General features: G+C 61.9%; 14 protein-coding genes. 4 read left to right on the top strand and 10 right to left on the bottom strand.

The annotated features are described in order from the left end of the window. Window positions 1-136: 136 nt before the first annotated feature. Window positions 137-1,285, top strand: coding sequence for a dTDP-4-amino-4,6-dideoxygalactose transaminase (gene rffA, locus CCUG20998_RS11130; RefSeq protein ID WP_012394070.1), 1,149 nt, complete (start codon window positions 137-139; stop codon window positions 1,283-1,285). Beyond that, window positions 1,286-2,935, top strand: a complete 1,650-nt coding sequence (locus tag CCUG20998_RS11125; protein WP_020728637.1) for a mmar_2319 family lipooligosaccharide biosynthesis protein — start codon at window positions 1,286-1,288, stop codon at window positions 2,933-2,935. It abuts the gene before it with no gap. Between the two features lie 32 nt (window positions 2,936-2,967). Here the strand turns inward: CCUG20998_RS11125 and CCUG20998_RS11120 are convergent, their stop codons facing one another. From CCUG20998_RS11120 to CCUG20998_RS11075, 10 genes are all read right to left on the bottom strand, one after another. Continuing rightward, on the bottom strand, window positions 2,968-3,876 hold the full coding sequence (locus CCUG20998_RS11120; protein ID WP_012394068.1) for a mmar_2318 family lipooligosaccharide biosynthesis protein: 909 nt from the start codon (window positions 3,874-3,876) through the stop codon (window positions 2,968-2,970). A gap of 259 nt (window positions 3,877-4,135) precedes the next feature. Then, window positions 4,136-4,981, bottom strand: a complete 846-nt coding sequence (locus CCUG20998_RS11115) for a class I SAM-dependent methyltransferase (protein WP_020728636.1) — start codon at window positions 4,979-4,981, stop codon at window positions 4,136-4,138. 5 nt (window positions 4,982-4,986) lie between these two features. Next, on the bottom strand, window positions 4,987-5,643 hold the full coding sequence (locus CCUG20998_RS11110) for a TetR/AcrR family transcriptional regulator (RefSeq protein ID WP_272893404.1): 657 nt from the start codon (window positions 5,641-5,643) through the stop codon (window positions 4,987-4,989). Window positions 5,644-5,747: 104 nt separating this feature from the next. Next, a complete protein-coding gene (locus CCUG20998_RS11105; RefSeq protein ID WP_020728634.1) occupies window positions 5,748-6,620 on the bottom strand; it encodes a class I SAM-dependent methyltransferase in 873 nt (290 codons plus the stop codon). 220 nt (window positions 6,621-6,840) lie between these two features. Then, window positions 6,841-7,662, bottom strand: a complete 822-nt coding sequence (locus CCUG20998_RS11100; RefSeq protein ID WP_020728632.1) for a phytanoyl-CoA dioxygenase family protein — start codon at window positions 7,660-7,662, stop codon at window positions 6,841-6,843. Further along, the gene (gene losA, locus CCUG20998_RS11095; RefSeq protein ID WP_020728631.1) at window positions 7,659-8,693 is read right to left on the bottom strand and encodes a glycosyltransferase LosA; all 1,035 of its coding nucleotides are present in this window, start codon (window positions 8,691-8,693) and stop codon (window positions 7,659-7,661) included. Before losA ends, CCUG20998_RS11100 begins: the two co-directional genes overlap by 4 nt. Window positions 8,694-8,986: 293 nt before the next feature. Continuing rightward, window positions 8,987-9,919: an NAD-dependent epimerase/dehydratase family protein gene (locus CCUG20998_RS11090; protein ID WP_020728629.1), complete on the bottom strand. Its 933-nt coding sequence runs from the start codon at window positions 9,917-9,919 to the stop codon at window positions 8,987-8,989. Window positions 9,920-10,004: 85 nt separating this feature from the next. Then, a complete protein-coding gene (locus CCUG20998_RS11085) occupies window positions 10,005-11,498 on the bottom strand; it encodes a glycosyltransferase (RefSeq protein ID WP_020728628.1) in 1,494 nt (497 codons plus the stop codon). 29 nt (window positions 11,499-11,527) lie between these two features. Beyond that, on the bottom strand, window positions 11,528-12,547 hold the full coding sequence (locus CCUG20998_RS11080; protein WP_012394060.1) for an NAD-dependent epimerase/dehydratase family protein: 1,020 nt from the start codon (window positions 12,545-12,547) through the stop codon (window positions 11,528-11,530). Continuing rightward, window positions 12,544-13,800 (bottom strand): nucleotide sugar dehydrogenase, encoded by a 1,257-nt coding sequence (locus CCUG20998_RS11075; protein ID WP_012394059.1) that lies wholly within the window; start codon window positions 13,798-13,800, stop codon window positions 12,544-12,546. Before CCUG20998_RS11075 ends, CCUG20998_RS11080 begins: the two co-directional genes overlap by 4 nt. Before the next feature lie 290 nt (window positions 13,801-14,090). Here CCUG20998_RS11075 and CCUG20998_RS11070 point away from each other — a divergent pair, with 290 nt between their 5' ends. Together CCUG20998_RS11070 and CCUG20998_RS11065 are read left to right on the top strand one after the other, a co-directional pair. After that, window positions 14,091-14,615, top strand: coding sequence for a GtrA family protein (locus CCUG20998_RS11070; RefSeq protein ID WP_231389654.1), 525 nt, complete (start codon window positions 14,091-14,093; stop codon window positions 14,613-14,615). Between the two features lie 19 nt (window positions 14,616-14,634). Further along, on the top strand, window positions 14,635-16,539 hold the full coding sequence (locus tag CCUG20998_RS11065; RefSeq protein ID WP_020728626.1) for a hypothetical protein: 1,905 nt from the start codon (window positions 14,635-14,637) through the stop codon (window positions 16,537-16,539). Window positions 16,540-16,641 lie beyond the last annotated feature (102 nt).

The following is a 16,641-nucleotide window of genomic DNA, read 5'->3' as shown; positions in this document are numbered from 1 at the left end:
CCCGGTGGAGATGCATCAATACGGCGAAAGGCTACTGATCGTTAGACGACAACGGGAACTGCCCAGCATGGTCAGGCGCGCGATCGTGTCCGCCACCAAACATGCCCAACCCCTTGGTGATTGAGAGTTGGCGCAGATGGTGGAGCACAAGATTCCTTTCAATCGCCCGTACATGACCGGCCAAGAGCTCAACTACATTGCCGAGGCCCACTCTTGCGGCCACCTGGCCGGCGACGGCCCGTTCACCTATCGGTGCCACGCCTGGCTCGAACAGCAGACCGGTTGCCGCAAGGCGCTGCTCACCCCCTCCTGCACCGCCGCATTGGAGATGATGGCCCTGCTTCTCGAGATAGAGGAGGGGGACGAAGTCATCCTGCCGTCATTCACTTTTGTCTCGACGGCCAACGCTTTTGTGCTGCGCGGCGGCGTGCCGGTCTTTGTCGATATCCGGCCCGACACCCTCAACGTTGATGAAACCCTCATCGAAGCAGCCATTACGCCTCGAACCAGGGCCATCGTCCCTGTTCACTATGCCGGCGTGGCCTGTGAAATGGACACGATCATGTCGATCGCCAGGCGCCACAAGCTAGCCGTGGTCGAAGACGCAGCCCAAGGCACGATGGCCTACTACCGCGGGCGGGCGCTCGGCAGTATCGGCGACCTCGGAGCCCTCTCATTTCATGAAACCAAGAACGTGATTTCGGGTGAGGGAGGCGCTTTGCTGGTGAACTCCGAAGAGTACATATATCGGGCAGAGATTCTCCGGGACAAAGGGACCAATCGCAGCCGCTTCCTGCGCAAGGAGGTGGACAAGTACACGTGGCAGGACAAGGGTTCTTCGTACCTGTCGAGCGAGCTGATCGCGGCCTTTCTGTGGGCACAGTTCGAGGACGCCGAGCGGATCACCCGCTCCAGGTTGGACCTGTGGAACTACTATCACGCAGGTTTCGAATCATTGGAGCAACGCGGGCTCCTACGCCGCCCGATCATCCCCGAAGGCTGCTCTCACAACGCCCACATGTACTACGTGCTGCTGGCACCGGGCACCGATCGCGCGGGTGTGCTCGCCGCGCTGGCAAAGGAAGACATAAACGCCGTCTTTCACTACGTGCCCCTGCACGATTCGCCGGCCGGCCGTCGCTACGGCCGTACCAGCGGTGACCTGACCGTCACGAACGACTCGTCTTCCCGGCTGATCCGTCTGCCGATGTGGGTCGGACTGCAGGAGGCCGATCAGAACCGGGTCGTCGACGCCTTGACGCGCATCTTGACGTTCGGCGCGTGAATGAGCGGTGAAGTGACAGACTCCTCTCCTCCCGCCGCCGAGCCTGCCGAGGAAACTGGGCCATCGACGGCTCGTCGTCGCGCTCTGAAGGCAACGGCAGCCGCGTTCTTCTGCCTGGGCATCTGGGCACTGTCGCCGATCTATCCCGACGAGATCGCCTATCGCCAACAGTTTGGGCGCATCATCCCCGACCATGGGGTCATCTATGGCCTCTATGAGATGTGCCCGTCCAACATAAAAACGGTTCCGCTCGTTTTGGAACCGGTCGCCTGGCTGCTCGGCCAAACCATGCGCATTCTGTCGCCGCTTGAAATGCGCATCCTGTCTTTCGCAGCCGTGTTGGCCGTGGTGTTCATGGCAGTCCGCCAAGCGGCCAGCAATCGGAATCCAGCTGCCGGCTACTTGGTTCTGGCTTCGTTCGTGGGGGTGGCCGGGGCCGGTCTGATCTTCGTTCGATATGAATTTGCGCTGGAACTCCAACTCCTGTCCTGTCTCGTTGCCGCGGCACGGCTGACGAGTAGACGAACCGGCGTGGCGGGAGACCTAGGCGTTGCCATCGGATTGCTCCTGGCTGCCGCGCTGTCGGTGTGGTCCCATGTCCAGGGATTACTGTTTCTGCCCCTCACCGCCTACCTCTTGGCTCGCCTAGCCGTGCGCCGGTTCGGGTCCGTGGGATTGCTGGCGGCCGCCGTTCCGTTCGTGCTGTTCGTTCCTCCGGCCATGAAGCTGCACCATTCGGTCTGCACTGAGCACCCCGAGATTGAGGCGTTCTGGCGGAGCCTGGCTTTTGATGGCTCCGACCTCGGCGCACGGAATTTGGCTGTGGCGCTGGCCAACACCGCACGCTCCTATGTTGGCAGCTTTGTCTATGCGCCACTTTTTCCAATCCGTTTTCTCCCTGGCGTCGATGCCCCGAGCGGCCCGATCACCGTGATGAACCTGCTCATCTCGGTGGTCGTCGTCCTCTTGGCGGGGCTTGTCCTTTACCTCCTGACGATGGCGTCCATTCGCTGCGGCAAGTCGATCCGGTTCCGCTCTAGGGACACCACGTTTCCCGAACGGTTCGAGAAGAATCAGCCGGTCGTCATCGCGGCACTGATCACGCTTCCCGTAGCAATTCTCTTTGTCTACGACGCACAGCACGCCTTCTATAGAAATTTCTACTTGAACCACTTGACGTCGGTCGCCGCTTGCCTGATTCTCGCGTCGGTCTCCGGTCCCCTCGCTCTCCGCTTCACCAAGGGCGCTAGCGTCCTCGTTGGAATCGTGGTCGGGGCCTCGTTGATATTCAACGCATTCCTGTTCGTACGGCCGTTGGCGAACGGGTATGAGGGCCCGTCGCTATCCGTCCTGCGCAGGTGGCCGCAAGTATCGCGCGACACCGCCGAACTGGCGCGGGTGTGCAAAATGGACCTAGGGCGGGGCCGTATCATCGTCGACGATCTCACCCAGGCGGGCGTTTACTCCAGGCCAATGACCATTCCGCTGACCTACCTTCATCTGCAGGCAAATCTTGTTGGCATCAGCGCCCACGACGCCGCTATCGAGATGAAGGCCAACTATGCGATCCTGCGCTGCCCCGACTTTGACGTCTTGGGTGTTGCGCCACAGGGTAGAACCGGGGACGTCTGCTGTTACACGTTCGGCTAGATCCGGGCGCCGCAGCCGCCATCCATCACACGCTAATCATCCAGAACTGCTAGACCGAATCCTGTGCGACCGTAGCCATCGCCTGAATAAATCAGAAAACGCTGTCCTTTATGGTCGAAGACGCAAGGGTACCCGACCGAATTAGCGTCCCACTCGCCAGGCGAGGCATCAATACCGTTGTCTTTACCGAGTTGCGTCCATATCACGCCGTCCTCCGACACCGCGTGATAAATGCTGTATTGTGCGCCACGCGCGCAATACCACATTCTGTACAACCCGGGATCGCGGACGACGCAGGGCCGGGCGGCAGCGATGTCATCACATCCGGCTGTATCAATAGCGACCAGTTCTTGTTTCTCCCAGTGGATGGCATCGATCGACTCCGCACTCTTAATCACGTGCGGAAGTCCGTCCATGTTTTTTGTCTTCTGTTCCCAACGCACATTCGAGCCATACCACATGCGATATTTGTCGTCATCCCGGATTACCCAGGGATACGAAATTGAGTACGGATCCCCCTCGTCCAGCGGAACAACCGGGAATGTGGACCAACGCTTGAACGGCCCGCCCGCTTGGCTAATGGCAAGGCCAATGGCATTTTTCCAGGGTACAGTGACGGCAAGATTCCAGCCCATGTAGTACAGGAATCGCGTATCGCCCACGGGCACAATCGAACCCATCGATACCCCGCAGTCATCAAACATCCCGAGAGCGCCCGGCCCCAAGACCGGTTCTGGCGATATCTCCAGAACCTTGCCTCCCGCAGCCAAGTCCACTACGACACTGCCGATACTGGACCGATTCTGATCATCGCGGGTGCTGAAATAGATCCGGAAAATATCGCCGTCGACCCACTCAGCAACAGGCTGCGACGCGTGAGTGCGCGCCCAGTCAAGTTCGCCTGACGGAACAAAGATTCTGCCGAGCTTTCGCCAGGGCATCAATGCTCATTCAGGCTGCTCATTACGCGACTGTACCATCTGCGCGGCCGGGCCCGTGCGCGCCGCATGCCGGGAAGCGAACCCAAATAGCGAGCATCGCATCAGCAGTGCATTTCAACTGCAATGGGACGACACGTAGCTAACGCCTTGCATTTGAGCTTCTTCCGAACCCATGTGATGGCGACATTCAGACCTTTTCGATGGACAAATAGTCTCATTTGTGCGGGCGGGTCTGCCAGACGGGAAATGGCGTCCGGGTTTAGAACTTGTAGCGCACCAGGGTGGTACCGATCATGCGGGACACCGCTGCGCTGGGAGCCACCAGGCGCGACGTCAGCCGGGTGACCAACGGGAGTTCGGCGACCTCGGGTGCTCGGGTGAGCAAGATTTCCTCGGCCAGCTCGAGACCTGCAACCCAGCGTTCGGGTTGGCGAGGGTCGTTAAACCCGGGGTTGACCACCCCGGCGCTGATCGCGGCGAGGCTAGCCAAATGCTTGGTCACCCAGATGGCTTGGGTGGTGTAGAGATTGAACGCAATCTCGCCGCTGGCAAAGTGGTTTGTGAGTCGACTCAGCAGCGCCGCAAAGTCATGCTGGCGCAGGAAGGCGACCAGGCCGTCGGCGATGATCACGGCTGGACGGTCGGCGGGTACCTCGTCAAGCCAGTTCGGATCGGTCAGGTCAACGCCGATGTTGTGCGCGCCGACCTGTGCCGGCAGTAGCCGGCGACGGAGGTCGACGATCTGTGGAAAGTCGACGTCATACCAGCCGACCGTGGATGGCGGGTTGATGCGCAGTACTCGGCTGTCCAAACCCGCACCCAGATCCAGCCCGATGGCGTCCGGGTGGCGCTCGATGAAGCGGCCGGCTACCTCGTCAAGTCGCTTGGCCCGCACCGCGATATCGAAGACCTTCGTCCTGGCGTCGATGAGCCTTGTTGTCAGCGACGGGAACTTGCCGAGATCGTAGCCAGTTTCGCCGAGGATCTCATCGGCGATCGTGTCCCCGAGGAATGGATGCGGCAAGCGGCTGTCGAGCGCTCTACCACCCAGCGTCAGAAATAGGCTCTCCTGCGCCGGCGAAAACGCGGGCATCGCGATGCTCATACCGGTTAGCCCTCCTGCTGCGGCGCACGCCTGGCCGCCCAGGCATCCTGGGCGGCCTTCGCCAGTGTGTCGTCGGTGTAGAGCCCGCGGGTGTAGAGCTCAAGGGCTGGCACCGCCATGCGCTGCAGCACCTCGGGACCGAAGTGCTCATGACCGAGTGCACGCGCCATGGGAGGTGCCATCGTCAATAGGCCAAGGACAACAAGGAGATTCAGCACCGCCAGTGCCCGTGGGTCCGAGGACGGGCGCATGCTGCCCTCGGCGGCACCTGCCCGGAAGATCGCCTCGGATTCCTCCACCATCGTGTCGACGAACGTGCCGGCGGCCGGCGCGTCGTCCTCGATTGCCCGAGCCATGTATTGCACCTGGAGCCGGTACTCCTCGGGGTTCGACAGGTAGACGCCGAGCAGATCCGCCATTGCGGTGGGACGCCCCGCGGTGCGGGCTCGCCCGACAAGGAGGTTCAGTACGTACTCGTCGCAGGCCGCCCGAAGCCCGTCTTTGCTGCCGAAATGGTGAAAGATCAACGCCTCGCTGACACCCGCCGATGTGGCGATGGCACGCAGATTCACCTTCTGGAAACCGTCGCGCGCGAAGCGAGCAACGGCCGCGTTGCGGATCCGTGCCTTGGCCGTCAGGTCGGCTGAGCACACACTCAGCATCCTAAGTCTGGACTCAGCGAGCGGCAAGCAGGAGTCGGCACCCACATCGCACGACGCCCCCAGGTAGCGAAGCCTCGTCCTACCAGTGGGTGGCTAGCTACTCCCTAGCCGAGGCCGGCGGGCGGAGCGCACTCGGCATAGATCACCAGAGCATCCTTTGAGCTTTGGGCCCGCTTGCGCTTCTGCAACCAATGCGCCGGCCGCAGCGCGGTCTCGTTGAGAAACATGCCCGTCCAGCCGGGAAAGTCGGTCTTCCACTCGACATCGCGGTTCCCGGATTGTTCGGTTCGTTCCTGCAACGAGAGCGCTTGCTTGTCGGCCTCTGCGCGGCGCACCAGTGCGTTCGACACCCCGAGCAGAAGATTGCTGAGTGGGTAGGTCAGACCGACAACGTGCATCGGCGACCATCCGTGCTGGCGCGCCGCATTGCTGAGGCTGTCGATCGTGTAGCGCCGGTAGTGCCCTGCTATCTCATCCTCGACTCCCCAATGCCGAGGCGAGCCCGGAACGAAGAAGACGGCCCGTCCGCCAGGCAGCAACTGCTGTGCGGCACGCTCGAAGTACTCGGTGACCAGCGGCTCGTCGAGATGCTCTAGCACCATTGAGGAAATCACGAGATCAACCGGGGCCAGCTCACCGGCACCCGCCAGCCAGTCGGAGTTGTGGACCGCAAAGCGACCAGAGTCTATGAAGTCTTGGTTGACACTCGAGGCACGCGCGAGCGCCTCCTCATTCAACTCATAGCCCACGCCCGACCAGCCGCGCGATAGCAACAGGTTTGAGACGTGGCCCGATCCGACACCAACCTCAACAAAGGAGCCCGGAGTCCAAGCCGCACTGCGCTCCTTCAGGTACAGATGTTGCAGAATCGTCCCCGGTGGGTAGACCACCCTATTTTTTGTTCGAACTGTGTCGCGCATGGGCCCTTTTGTTTGATAGGAGTTATTCGCGCATGGATAAAACCAAAAACGCTCCATTGGAAGATCCGCTCCATAGCGGCGGACGCGCCAATACTTTATCTTAGGTAGTCGCTCCTGTCACCGTATCGCAAAGCTTGGCTCCGTTGTTTCACCCAGTTGTTTCACCAGCGCCGGCGCGGGCCAATGATGCGGCCGTCACGGCACCGGAATATCTGGCAGCAACATCCCGCTGCGCATCCGGCGTTCAAGTGGGCGGCACCGGCATCCGCCAAATAAATTAACCCTGACCCTTCCGATACAAGCGCCGCCCCGGCGGCTGGTAATACTCGTCGAGACTGGTCACCACGCGGGTGTACCACCCGAGCAGTTGCTGGGTTCGCGCGGGCTGATCCAAGATCACCGTATCGCCCAACGCGCGGACGTAATCGATCTGCTGCTTGAAAAACGAGCGGCTGAATTGGTGATTGATCGCTAGGCGGTCTTTACCGGAGATGTTCTGTCCGGCCGCATGCCACAAAGTGGAGTCAAAAACGAGCATCGCGCCGGCGGGGCACTCGACTGCAACCGCGTTGCGGGTGAGGTAGCTGGCGTCCGGCTTCTCCGCACGCTGGTGTGTTCCTGGCACTACGAGCGTCGCCCCATTGTCCCGGGTGAAGGGATCGATAGCGAACATCACATTCACCGAGGCAACGTAGCCCGACAGCACCCGGGGAAAGTCCTGGTGAAATGCGTTCTGGAACACCTCGGGCGTGGCAACAGACGGGAACGACGGAAGGATGAAGCCGTTTTGCAGATGAAGGATCGCGGTGTCGGAGAGCACGCGATCCACAACATTTAGAACTTCGGGGATTTCGAGAAATGCAAAAAAATGCGGATCGTATTTCATCATGAGCCGGAGAACGCCGAGTTCACCGGCTATCGAGAGCCGCTCCTGGCCGATCTCGCTGAGAATTCGCTCCTGCACCAGGTACATACGATCGCGGGTTGTGGCGAGAAACCCCGCATCAAGCACATCTTCGACAACTGCGAAGCCTACGCAGTGCAGCGCGTCCTGCAGCTGGACCAGCCATGGACTGGCATCACACTCGACGGCTGTCATAGCCCTCGATCGCCCCGCGGCGAACGAACCGGATCCGCGCCGAAGCGTTCCCAGCTCGCCGGGGGCATGGCGCGGAAAGCGGCCTCAAGCGACGCCGGCCCCTGGGACGTGAAGTTCGGCCCGTAGATTCTTCGGATTATCGTGTACGGCCGCTGCTTGGTTTCGGTGAAAATCTTCGAAATATAGATTCCAATCAGCCCCAGGCAGAAAATCGTCAGCCCACCCAGCATCCAGATGGAGACAATCAATGACGGCCAACCACCGAGCAAGACCCGGAAGAAAAGCCGATCGACGATCAAGTATCCCGCGGCCAAGCTGGAAATCATGAAAATTACAGCACCGAGATAGAAAATGAAGACCAGGGGTTTGTTGCTAAATGATGTGACATTGTCGACCAACGCCTTGACCTTGTGCGCGAAGGTATATGTGGTTGTTCCCTTCGACGCCTTGTGCACAGACATCGGAATCTGATTGAAACCCGTAATCTGCCACAGGCCGGCGATCGAGAGTTCTCGCTCCTGGTGCTGGACCAGACAGCGCACATAATCGGCTCTCATCAACCGGACGGTGAGGACGTTTTCGTGCAGCGGTGGGTTGCACAGCATCGCGGACGCGCGATAGTGCATCTTGGGGCCAAAGTTCTTCCACCAGCTGCCAGGGCGCTGCGCCTGGCAACCAAATACCACGTCAGCGTCGGTCGCTATCAGCTTCTCGTAGAACTGTTCGAGGAGGGCGGGATCCTCCTCCAGATCTGAGTCGATCAGAAAAACGAGATCACCGGTGGCATGCGCCAAGCCGGTCATCATCGCCTTGTGATGACCGAAGTTTCGTGACAGCTGAATCACCCGCACGCTGGGATCTTTACCGAGCAACGAAACCGCCTGATCAAGCGATCCGTCCGGCGAGCCGTCATCGACGAAGATCATCTCGACGTCGCTCGTAATCTTGTCCGCCGCCGCGCGAACTCGCCGGTAGAACTCGAGCACATACGGCTCGGACATGTACAGGGTCGTTACGATCGAGAGACGCATTGCCAATCCAATCCACCGCTGCAGAGCATCTTTCCCGGGGATCATACCGAGGGCACACGGGCATGGCGGCGGTTTTGGACTCGTTGGATTCGCCGATCGAGAGCCCGATGATCACTTTGACCGGCCGCATTTGCCGGTCTCGATATCGAGCATTGGCGGATTACCCGAAAAATGCCCCCGCTGAAGATATTTCAGCTCCTCGCCGCCGGCGCAGGCAATCGAACACGCCACACATTGCATAATCGAAAAAGTGACCACACCCGGCAATCTCGCCAACTCTGCGCCGGAACTGCTTAGGCCATACCAAGCACTCCGCGGGCGGTGATCTCGATCTGACGATCAAGGGGTGCGCTAGCCAAATCCCACTTCTGGCACAGCCGCTGCCAATCCCGGCCGTCAGAATGGTATTGATCCGGATTGCGGGGATCGATCTCGTCGCGGCTGATCACCGCATCGGGGCGCACCACCGCGGCGACCCGCGCGGCAAGCTCGGCCATCTCCACCAGCTCGCCGCCGCTGTCGATGGTGACCGGGCCGATCCCGCCCTCGGCGATCGCCACCGCCAGCAGCTCTTCAGCTAGGGAATACCGACGGAACACCGGGCGGCGGGCGGTGATCCGGATCGCCCCCGAACTGGCTGCCCGGATCATCGACCCCAGCGCGTAGGCCTCCGGCTTCTGCACGTGAGCACCCGAGATACTCCAGGCCCGCACGACCACGGGCACCGTCCCGGCCTCGGCGGCGGCCTGTGCCAGGCGCTGCTCGGCCTCACGCTTGAGGTAGCCATACGGGTTGTCCTCGATCGGGTCCATCAGCGCGTCCCGCGGATAAACGGCCGCACCGCTGGAGACCGTGAGCGCGAGCCGGACGTCGGGTAGCTGTGTCGCGTAGACCAGGCGCTCGGTGAGGGCACGGTTGGCGCCAACATATTCGCCCAGCGGCATGCCTGCGACTCGGTCGCGCGTAAGAAACGCACAGTCCAGCACGACCGTGGGCGCAAAGGCGGCCACTTCCCGCTCGTCCCATACCCGGCAATCGATGTCGCGATCCCCGACCCGAATGGTCCGGGCCCGGCTGGCCAGGGCCAGCGTGGGCAGGCCCAGCGGGGCCAGCAGATCCAGTGCGGTGCGCCCGAACCAGCCCGATGCGCCGGTGACAAGCACTCGGTCCTCGCCAAGCGCCCGCGCCGCCAGTTCGCGCGCGCTCGCATTCACCAATGTCGTCACGGAGCAGGTCCACCCGTGGAGCAGTACAGGTGCGCACGGCCAGGAGCCTGCGGCCGCACGGGCCCGCATTCCTGCGTACTCCGATTCACTTCGACGGCAATGTCTTTCGGCTCTGCTGAGCATCAACACAGCGGCGCCGGCGCGCGAGCCACAGGGCCCCGAGCGCGGCCAGCGAGCCGGTGGTCCCGCGCAACACCGGACCCCGCATCGCCAACCCGTACCAGTGCAGATACGAGGGCAACCAGCCGACCAGGTCGAACTTGCTGGTGCCGGCGGTCCGGTCTTCCCAGCTGCTGGGCACCTCATCGACGCGAAAGCCCATCAAGTGCGCCTTCGTGGTGAGTTCCAAACCCACCTCAAACCCCTTGATGCTCTCCACTGGAACTTCATCGAGGAAACGCCGGCTGTATCCGCGGAAGTTGGTCGTCGCATCATGGGTGGGCACCCTGCCCACGTAATGCAGGCTGAGCCCGGCCGTCCTCGACATCAGCGTCTTCAACCGGGGCCCGCCGGTCTGCGAGCCGCCGGGCATGTACCGCGAACCGCTGACGATGTCGGCTCCCTCGTCGCGAATCTTGGCTGCCATCAATGGAATCACCGACGGCGGATCAGACAGGTCGGCCATGCTGGTCACGACGACGTCCCCACGGGCCGCCGCAAAGCCGGCGATCAGGGCATTGGCCACGCCCTTGCCGATGGAGTTGCGGACCAACCGCAGCGTCCCCGGCTTGTCGGGCATCGCCGCGAGCGCCGGTAACGTCGTGTCCTCGTCGAAGTCGTAGCAGACGAGTAATTCGTGGGGCACGTCCGACAACGCCTCGGTCAATCTGCGGACGCAGACTTGAATGTTCTCGCCCTCGTTGTAGACCGGGATCACCACGCTGATCAGGCGCTCGTCGTCGAGGTCGGTTCGTTCTTTGCGGGCGCGAATCACGAACTGCTTGCCGAAAATCGGCCACGCCGCCCGGGAACGCAGGTACTGCCGCACCAAGATTGGCGCCTGCGGCCAGGGCGACCTCGTCGTATAGGGCAAGAACCGGTCGTAGTCGTCGACGATCCTCAGATGCTGGGATTCGAGCACCTCAATGAGCGAACGGTCGCTGATCGGCACCGTGTGGTCCCAGAAATCCCAATAGTCGCCACCGAGAAAGCGAATATTGGGCCCCATCGCTATGAGGTGCCCCCCGGGCTTGAGCACGCGGTGTGCCTCAGCGATGGTGCGCTCCACCTCGGCCTTGCTCTGCAGGTGCTCGAGCAGGTTGCTGGTGAAAACCACATCCACCGACTCGTCGGCCAAGAAGCTGAGATCATCGGCCCGCCCGCCGTGGAACTCGATGCCGGGCTCGAGCATGTCGGCGCTGTCGGGATTCAGATCGACACCGATCCGACGTGCGGCGCAGACATGATTGAGGAACTCGCCGTAACCACAGCCGAGATCGAGCACCGTGTCGCTGCGCCTGACCCACGCTTGAAAGAAATCGCGAACTAGTACGGCCCAAATGGCGGCACGCGATTCGCGGGCGTGGCCAAAGCGATTGCGATAGAGCTGCTGCAGGTCGGGTTCACCTGCGATGCGCATGGCGTCCTCGTGGGTAGCACCAATACACGTCAGATCGTCCCGGCCTCAACCGCGTTCACGATCCACGGGATGACTTCGTCGAGCATGGCGTCAAGCGTAGTCGTCGCCTCGAAGCCGAGTACCTGGGTCGCTTTGTGAACGTCGGGAGAGCGCAGCTGCACGTCGTGCTCGAATGGCGGATCACTTTCGTAACGGAAGGGAGTGTCAGGGCGCATCTTGCGCCAGATCACTTCTGCCAGTTCCAGCACGGTGGTGGCTTCCGGGGTCGACAGGTTGAAGTCGCCGTTGAGCGCCGCGGGGTGCTCCATGCAGGTGCGAATCCCCCGGGCCAGGTCCCCACCGTAGGTGTAGTGCCGTACCTGGCTACCGTCCCCCAGGATGTGCAGCGGGTCTTGGCCCTTGACGACCTTCTGGACCAGGTCTGGCACGACGTGGCTCATCGCGAGTTTGACATTTCCGCTTGGGATTTCACGGCCACCAAGCGCGCGTTGTTCACCGGTTCCGACACAGTTGAAGGGCCGAATGATGGTGTACGGCAGCCCGTACTGCTCGTAGGCACCATGGGCGAAGTACTCGCAGGCAAGCTTCTGGAAGCCGTAAGTGCTTGTTGGAGGCGGGCATTCGGTGATGTGCTTTTCCGGCGTCGGGAAGATGCTGGCGTTCTCGAACACCATGGAAGAACTGATCACGTTGATCTTCTTCAGCCAACCCTTGCGGTATGCATAGATGGCTGTGTCAAAGTGGGCAGCCGCAATTCGCTCGTTCTCGGCCAGCAAGTCGTAGGCGTACTCGTGAAAATAGGTGATGCCACCGATGCGGGCAGCGCTGGCCACCATCTGCTCGCAACCCTCGACCAGCTCAAACATCAGGTCAACGTCTTTGACGTCGCCCTCGACGAAGTGGTAGTTGGGGTGGTCGTCGTAGCTCTTCGTTACCTTGCCGTACTTGGAATAGTTGTCGATGCCGACCACTTCGTGCCCAGCCTGCAACAGCTCTTGTACGACGTACCCGTTGATGAATCCTGCGCTGCCGGTTACCAGTACCTTCACCGGGCCGCCGCCGTCCCCAGCTCCGCCAGGTTCGCCCCGTTGCACGGGTCAACGTCGAGCTCGGTGACGTCCAGACACCCCCAGACGTCCTCAACCACTTTGCCGCGCGGGACCCGAAGGCCCCGATAGGCGGAGTGGGGCACGCCTACAACAATGACGTCGGACCGGTCCACCACGGTCTGCAGCGGGTGGTAATCCTTGCCCTCGAGGAATGGGTCGTGCAAGATCACTTCCTTTGCTTCCAGCATCAGCAGGTGCCTGAGTTTAAAGCTGAGCGAGTCGCGCGTGTCGTCGCAGTCGGCCTTGAACGTCATACCGAGTATGCCAACCGTCTTGTCACGCAGATTAACCCGGCGCTTGAGCATGTTGACGATGAACTGCGGCTGGCCTTCGTTGATCAGCATGGCCGAATGCCCGAGCATGAAGTTGTTGTTGCTGAACGCGGCGAGCTGCATGGTGTCCTTGAGCAAGCACGGGCCGGCCGCAAGTCCGGCCCTCGGCAGGCTGTCGACGCGGCTGTTCTTGTAGGTCGCGGCATGGTGAACTCGGTCGAAATCGAGCCCCGCCTCGCGACTGAGCAGGTAAAACTGGTTGGCGACCGCGAACTGGATGTAGCGGTAGCTGTTGCAGAAGAGCTTGGCCAGCTCAGCTTCTTGCGGCTCGACCTCGATGATCTCACTGGCTATCCCGGAGAAGAGCTCGCGGACCACCCGAAGTCCCTCGGCGTCGAATCCGCTGATGATCTGCGGGATGATCCGCAATTCCCGGATCGAATGTCCTTGGGCGATGCGCTCCGGACAGAAGGTGACGTGAACGCCAATCCCACGTTCGGAGAACATGTCGTGGACCCGCTGGCTCAGTCCCGGGTAGACGGTGCTTCGCAGGATCAGGGTCTGCCCATCGTGGAAGTACGGGCTGATCTCATCGATCACCCGAAAGAACGTGTGCGCCTGGGGCGTTAGGTATTCGTCGACCGGAGTCCCCACCACACAGATCACGATGTCGGAGTTGCGGACCACCTGCGAGTCGGTGCTACCGCTGATCCGCCCGGTTGGCAGCAGCCGCTTGAGGAGATCCTCGGCTCCGGTCTCGATGAAGGGCATCCGCCCGGCCATGATGGTTTCCAAGGCTTCGGCGTTGGTGTCGAGGATGTCAACGTTGTACCCCTCGTCGGCAAGCACCAGCGCCAGCGGAAGCCCGACGTGGCCGGCGCCCCCGACAATACAGATCCGTTCGGACGGTTGAGTTGTCACGCGAACCGCCGCCTCCCCTTCATGCTCTCGGCCTCGTTAAGGGGTTGGACCATAACAAGGGCCGGTCGTTTGTCTATCTAGGTCTATATGGATGGTGTTGGAGCCTACGAGATCACCGCCAGAGCCTGCGGCATTTCTCGCGAACCAACAAGGCCGGTCCTCCCCGCGGCTCCGTTGACGGCGGCAGCCTTTCGCTACAGCATTTCACGTGCGCCGCGAGCTTGTCTTTTGAATGGTGAAGATCCGGATTCCGGCCGCGCCGGCCCGCCCGGATTCTCGAGTTCTGGCCCGTGCCTACTTGGTTGCAGGTAACTTGGCTGACCATGGGGCCGGCGGGGGGCTGGATCATGCACACCAGCAGCGAAGCAGCGCGCAGAAAGCTGCGTTATGGCGCGGTAGCGCTGGTGTTTCTGCCCATCGGACAGGGCCTCATCCAGGTGCTGGGCCCGTGGCTGCACAACTACACCATCGCCTCGCTGCTGGCCGCGGGCGTGGCCACCATTCCCAACTTCTTCGCCAACAAGCACTTCGTTTGGCGGGCAACGTCGGGGGGCGATCTGCACAAGCAGGTGCTGTTGTTCTGGACGATGGTGATGCTTGCCGTCGTTCTGGCCACCAGCTTCACCTACCTCGTCGACCGCGCGATGGCCGCTGAGCCAACGCCGGTGCACGGCCTCGCCGTATTCTTCGCCCAGGTGCTTGGCTTCGGTGTCGTATGGGTCGGCCGCTTCTTACTCCTGGACAGGTGGCTCTTCAGGCTCGACCAACACACGGCCGGACACACCCACCTGGTCTTCAGCGAGATGCGGGCCTGATCCGGGATAACTTGCACGCATGCTTTCAACGCAGTCGGAGCGCGCCAGCTCCTGGTTTTCGGAGACGACATGGGGCTCCGCACGCTGGCAGCGTTGCCTGGCCGCACTTGTTGCCGTGGTCTTTTTCTGGCCTCAGGTACCCGTCGAAGCACCAACCGGGGTAGACCCGTCCTGGCAGGCCGCGGTGGCGCTGGGCCAAATCCGCCACCTCGCGTGGGGACCCCAAATCGTCTTCACCTACGGACCGCTGGCCTTTCTGCAGGACAGTTCCTACTACTCACCGCTTCAGGCCGTGCTGTCGACGATCTATCAGGTAATCGTCGTGGCAGCGCTGTTCCTGGGTATCGCCGCGGCGCTGCGCCAACGACACCCACCGATGACATCGCTCGCATTGGCGTTCGTGACCACCGGCGTCACCGCCATCGCGATGGGGACCATGTACCCCGAAATGGTCGTGCTGGCGGCCTTGGCGTGGGCCAGTGTTCCCCTGTTGCGGTCCGACCCGCAACGGTCGACGGTCTTCATCACCGCCACCGCGCTCGGCGTGGTGGCGGGATTTGAGCTGCTGGTCAAGTTCAACACCGGCCCGGTGGTCTTGGCCATCGCCCTGGGCATGTCGCTGCTGCTGGATTGGAAAGCACTGTGGCGGCACTGCGCTACCGTCGCCGCGTTCGCCGCCACCGTTCCGGTCTGCTGGCTGCTCATGGGGCAACCACTGGGCAACCTGCCAACGTGGCTGCGGCTCAGCTCGGAGATCGTGTCCGGGTACATCGATGCGCAATCAGTGCCGATCCCCTTGGATGCCGGCGGCGCCGTCACCTTGACCCTGGTCTGGTTCGTTGCGCTTTTCGTCATGTTCTTTCGCGGCAGCCCGCAGATCCCACGCAAGTATGTGGTGCTGGTCGGGGTGACAACCGTGCTTGTCGCCAAGAGTGCGTTCGGACGCTACGACACGATTCACTTCGCCGCTCTGCTCGGACTGATGGTCGTTGCGATGGCGGTGGGGGGTGTGTTCGAAATACTTCCTCGGGCAGCCAAGTTCGTCGTCGTCGCCGTCGTCGTGATCTTTGTTGCCGGCGTGGTGGCGATCGAACTGCGCCCCCTCGGGGTGATACAGGCACCAGTGCGCGCACTCGACCGATTGGCAACCGTCGCCGTACCAGGTCACGCCCGCAGCCATATCGAGGAGGCCAAGGCACGCCAGCGTCGGCTCTATGACATTCCCAGCCGCTTCGTCAAGACGATCGGGCCGGATCCGGTTCACATCGACCCGGATGAAACCTCAGCCGTGTGGGCCTACGACTTCGCCTGGCACCCGGCGCCGATATTCCAGACCTACTCGGTCTACACACCGGCGCTGGACAAGCTAAACCGCGACACGCTCGCGGCCGGGCCGCAGTTCGTCCTGTCGCTGCGATCGGCGACCTCGCCCGCCACCGGTATCAACGGACGGCTCGGCGTGCAGGAGAACCCGCTGTATTCGCGCGCACTGCTGTGCGATTTCCGCCGCAGCGCGGTGGAAGACCATTGGGCGCTGTTCACCCATACCCAGCCCCGGTGCGGACCGCTCACCCCGATCTCAGAAGTCGTTGTCCACGACGGCAAGCCCGTCACGGTGCCCAAACCAAGCGGACCCGACGTGGCCGTCCTGGTCGGCGTTGATCTGGAGCCAACCTTCATCGACCGGCTTTTCATGGGATCGCTCGTTCCCCTGACCTCTTTCACGGTGAACCTGGACGGCGTCGGCTATCGCCTCATCGCCGGCAACGCCGCGGAGCCGTTTCTGATCAAGACGCCCGATTCCGTCAGCGCCACCAATCTCGAGATCGACTCCCGCACAATCGGTGTTGACCGGAGCCGGTCGCTGGGCCAGGGCAAGCCCACGGCGCGGCTGCGCTTTTACGAGATGCACGTCAGCCCCTGACGCTGGACGCGCTTGGTCATTTGCACCGAGCCAGCTGCGTGTCGGGCCTCATCCGGCGCCGACCACCGGCGCAAGATGATTCTTCGGACCCTCTTGGGACGT

This window comes from Mycobacterium marinum (assembly GCF_003391395.1).
Taxonomy (GTDB): Bacteria; Actinomycetota; Actinomycetes; order Mycobacteriales; family Mycobacteriaceae; genus Mycobacterium; species Mycobacterium marinum.
Note: the sequence above shows the minus strand (reverse complement) of the source record. Positions and strands in the feature narration are given on the sequence as shown.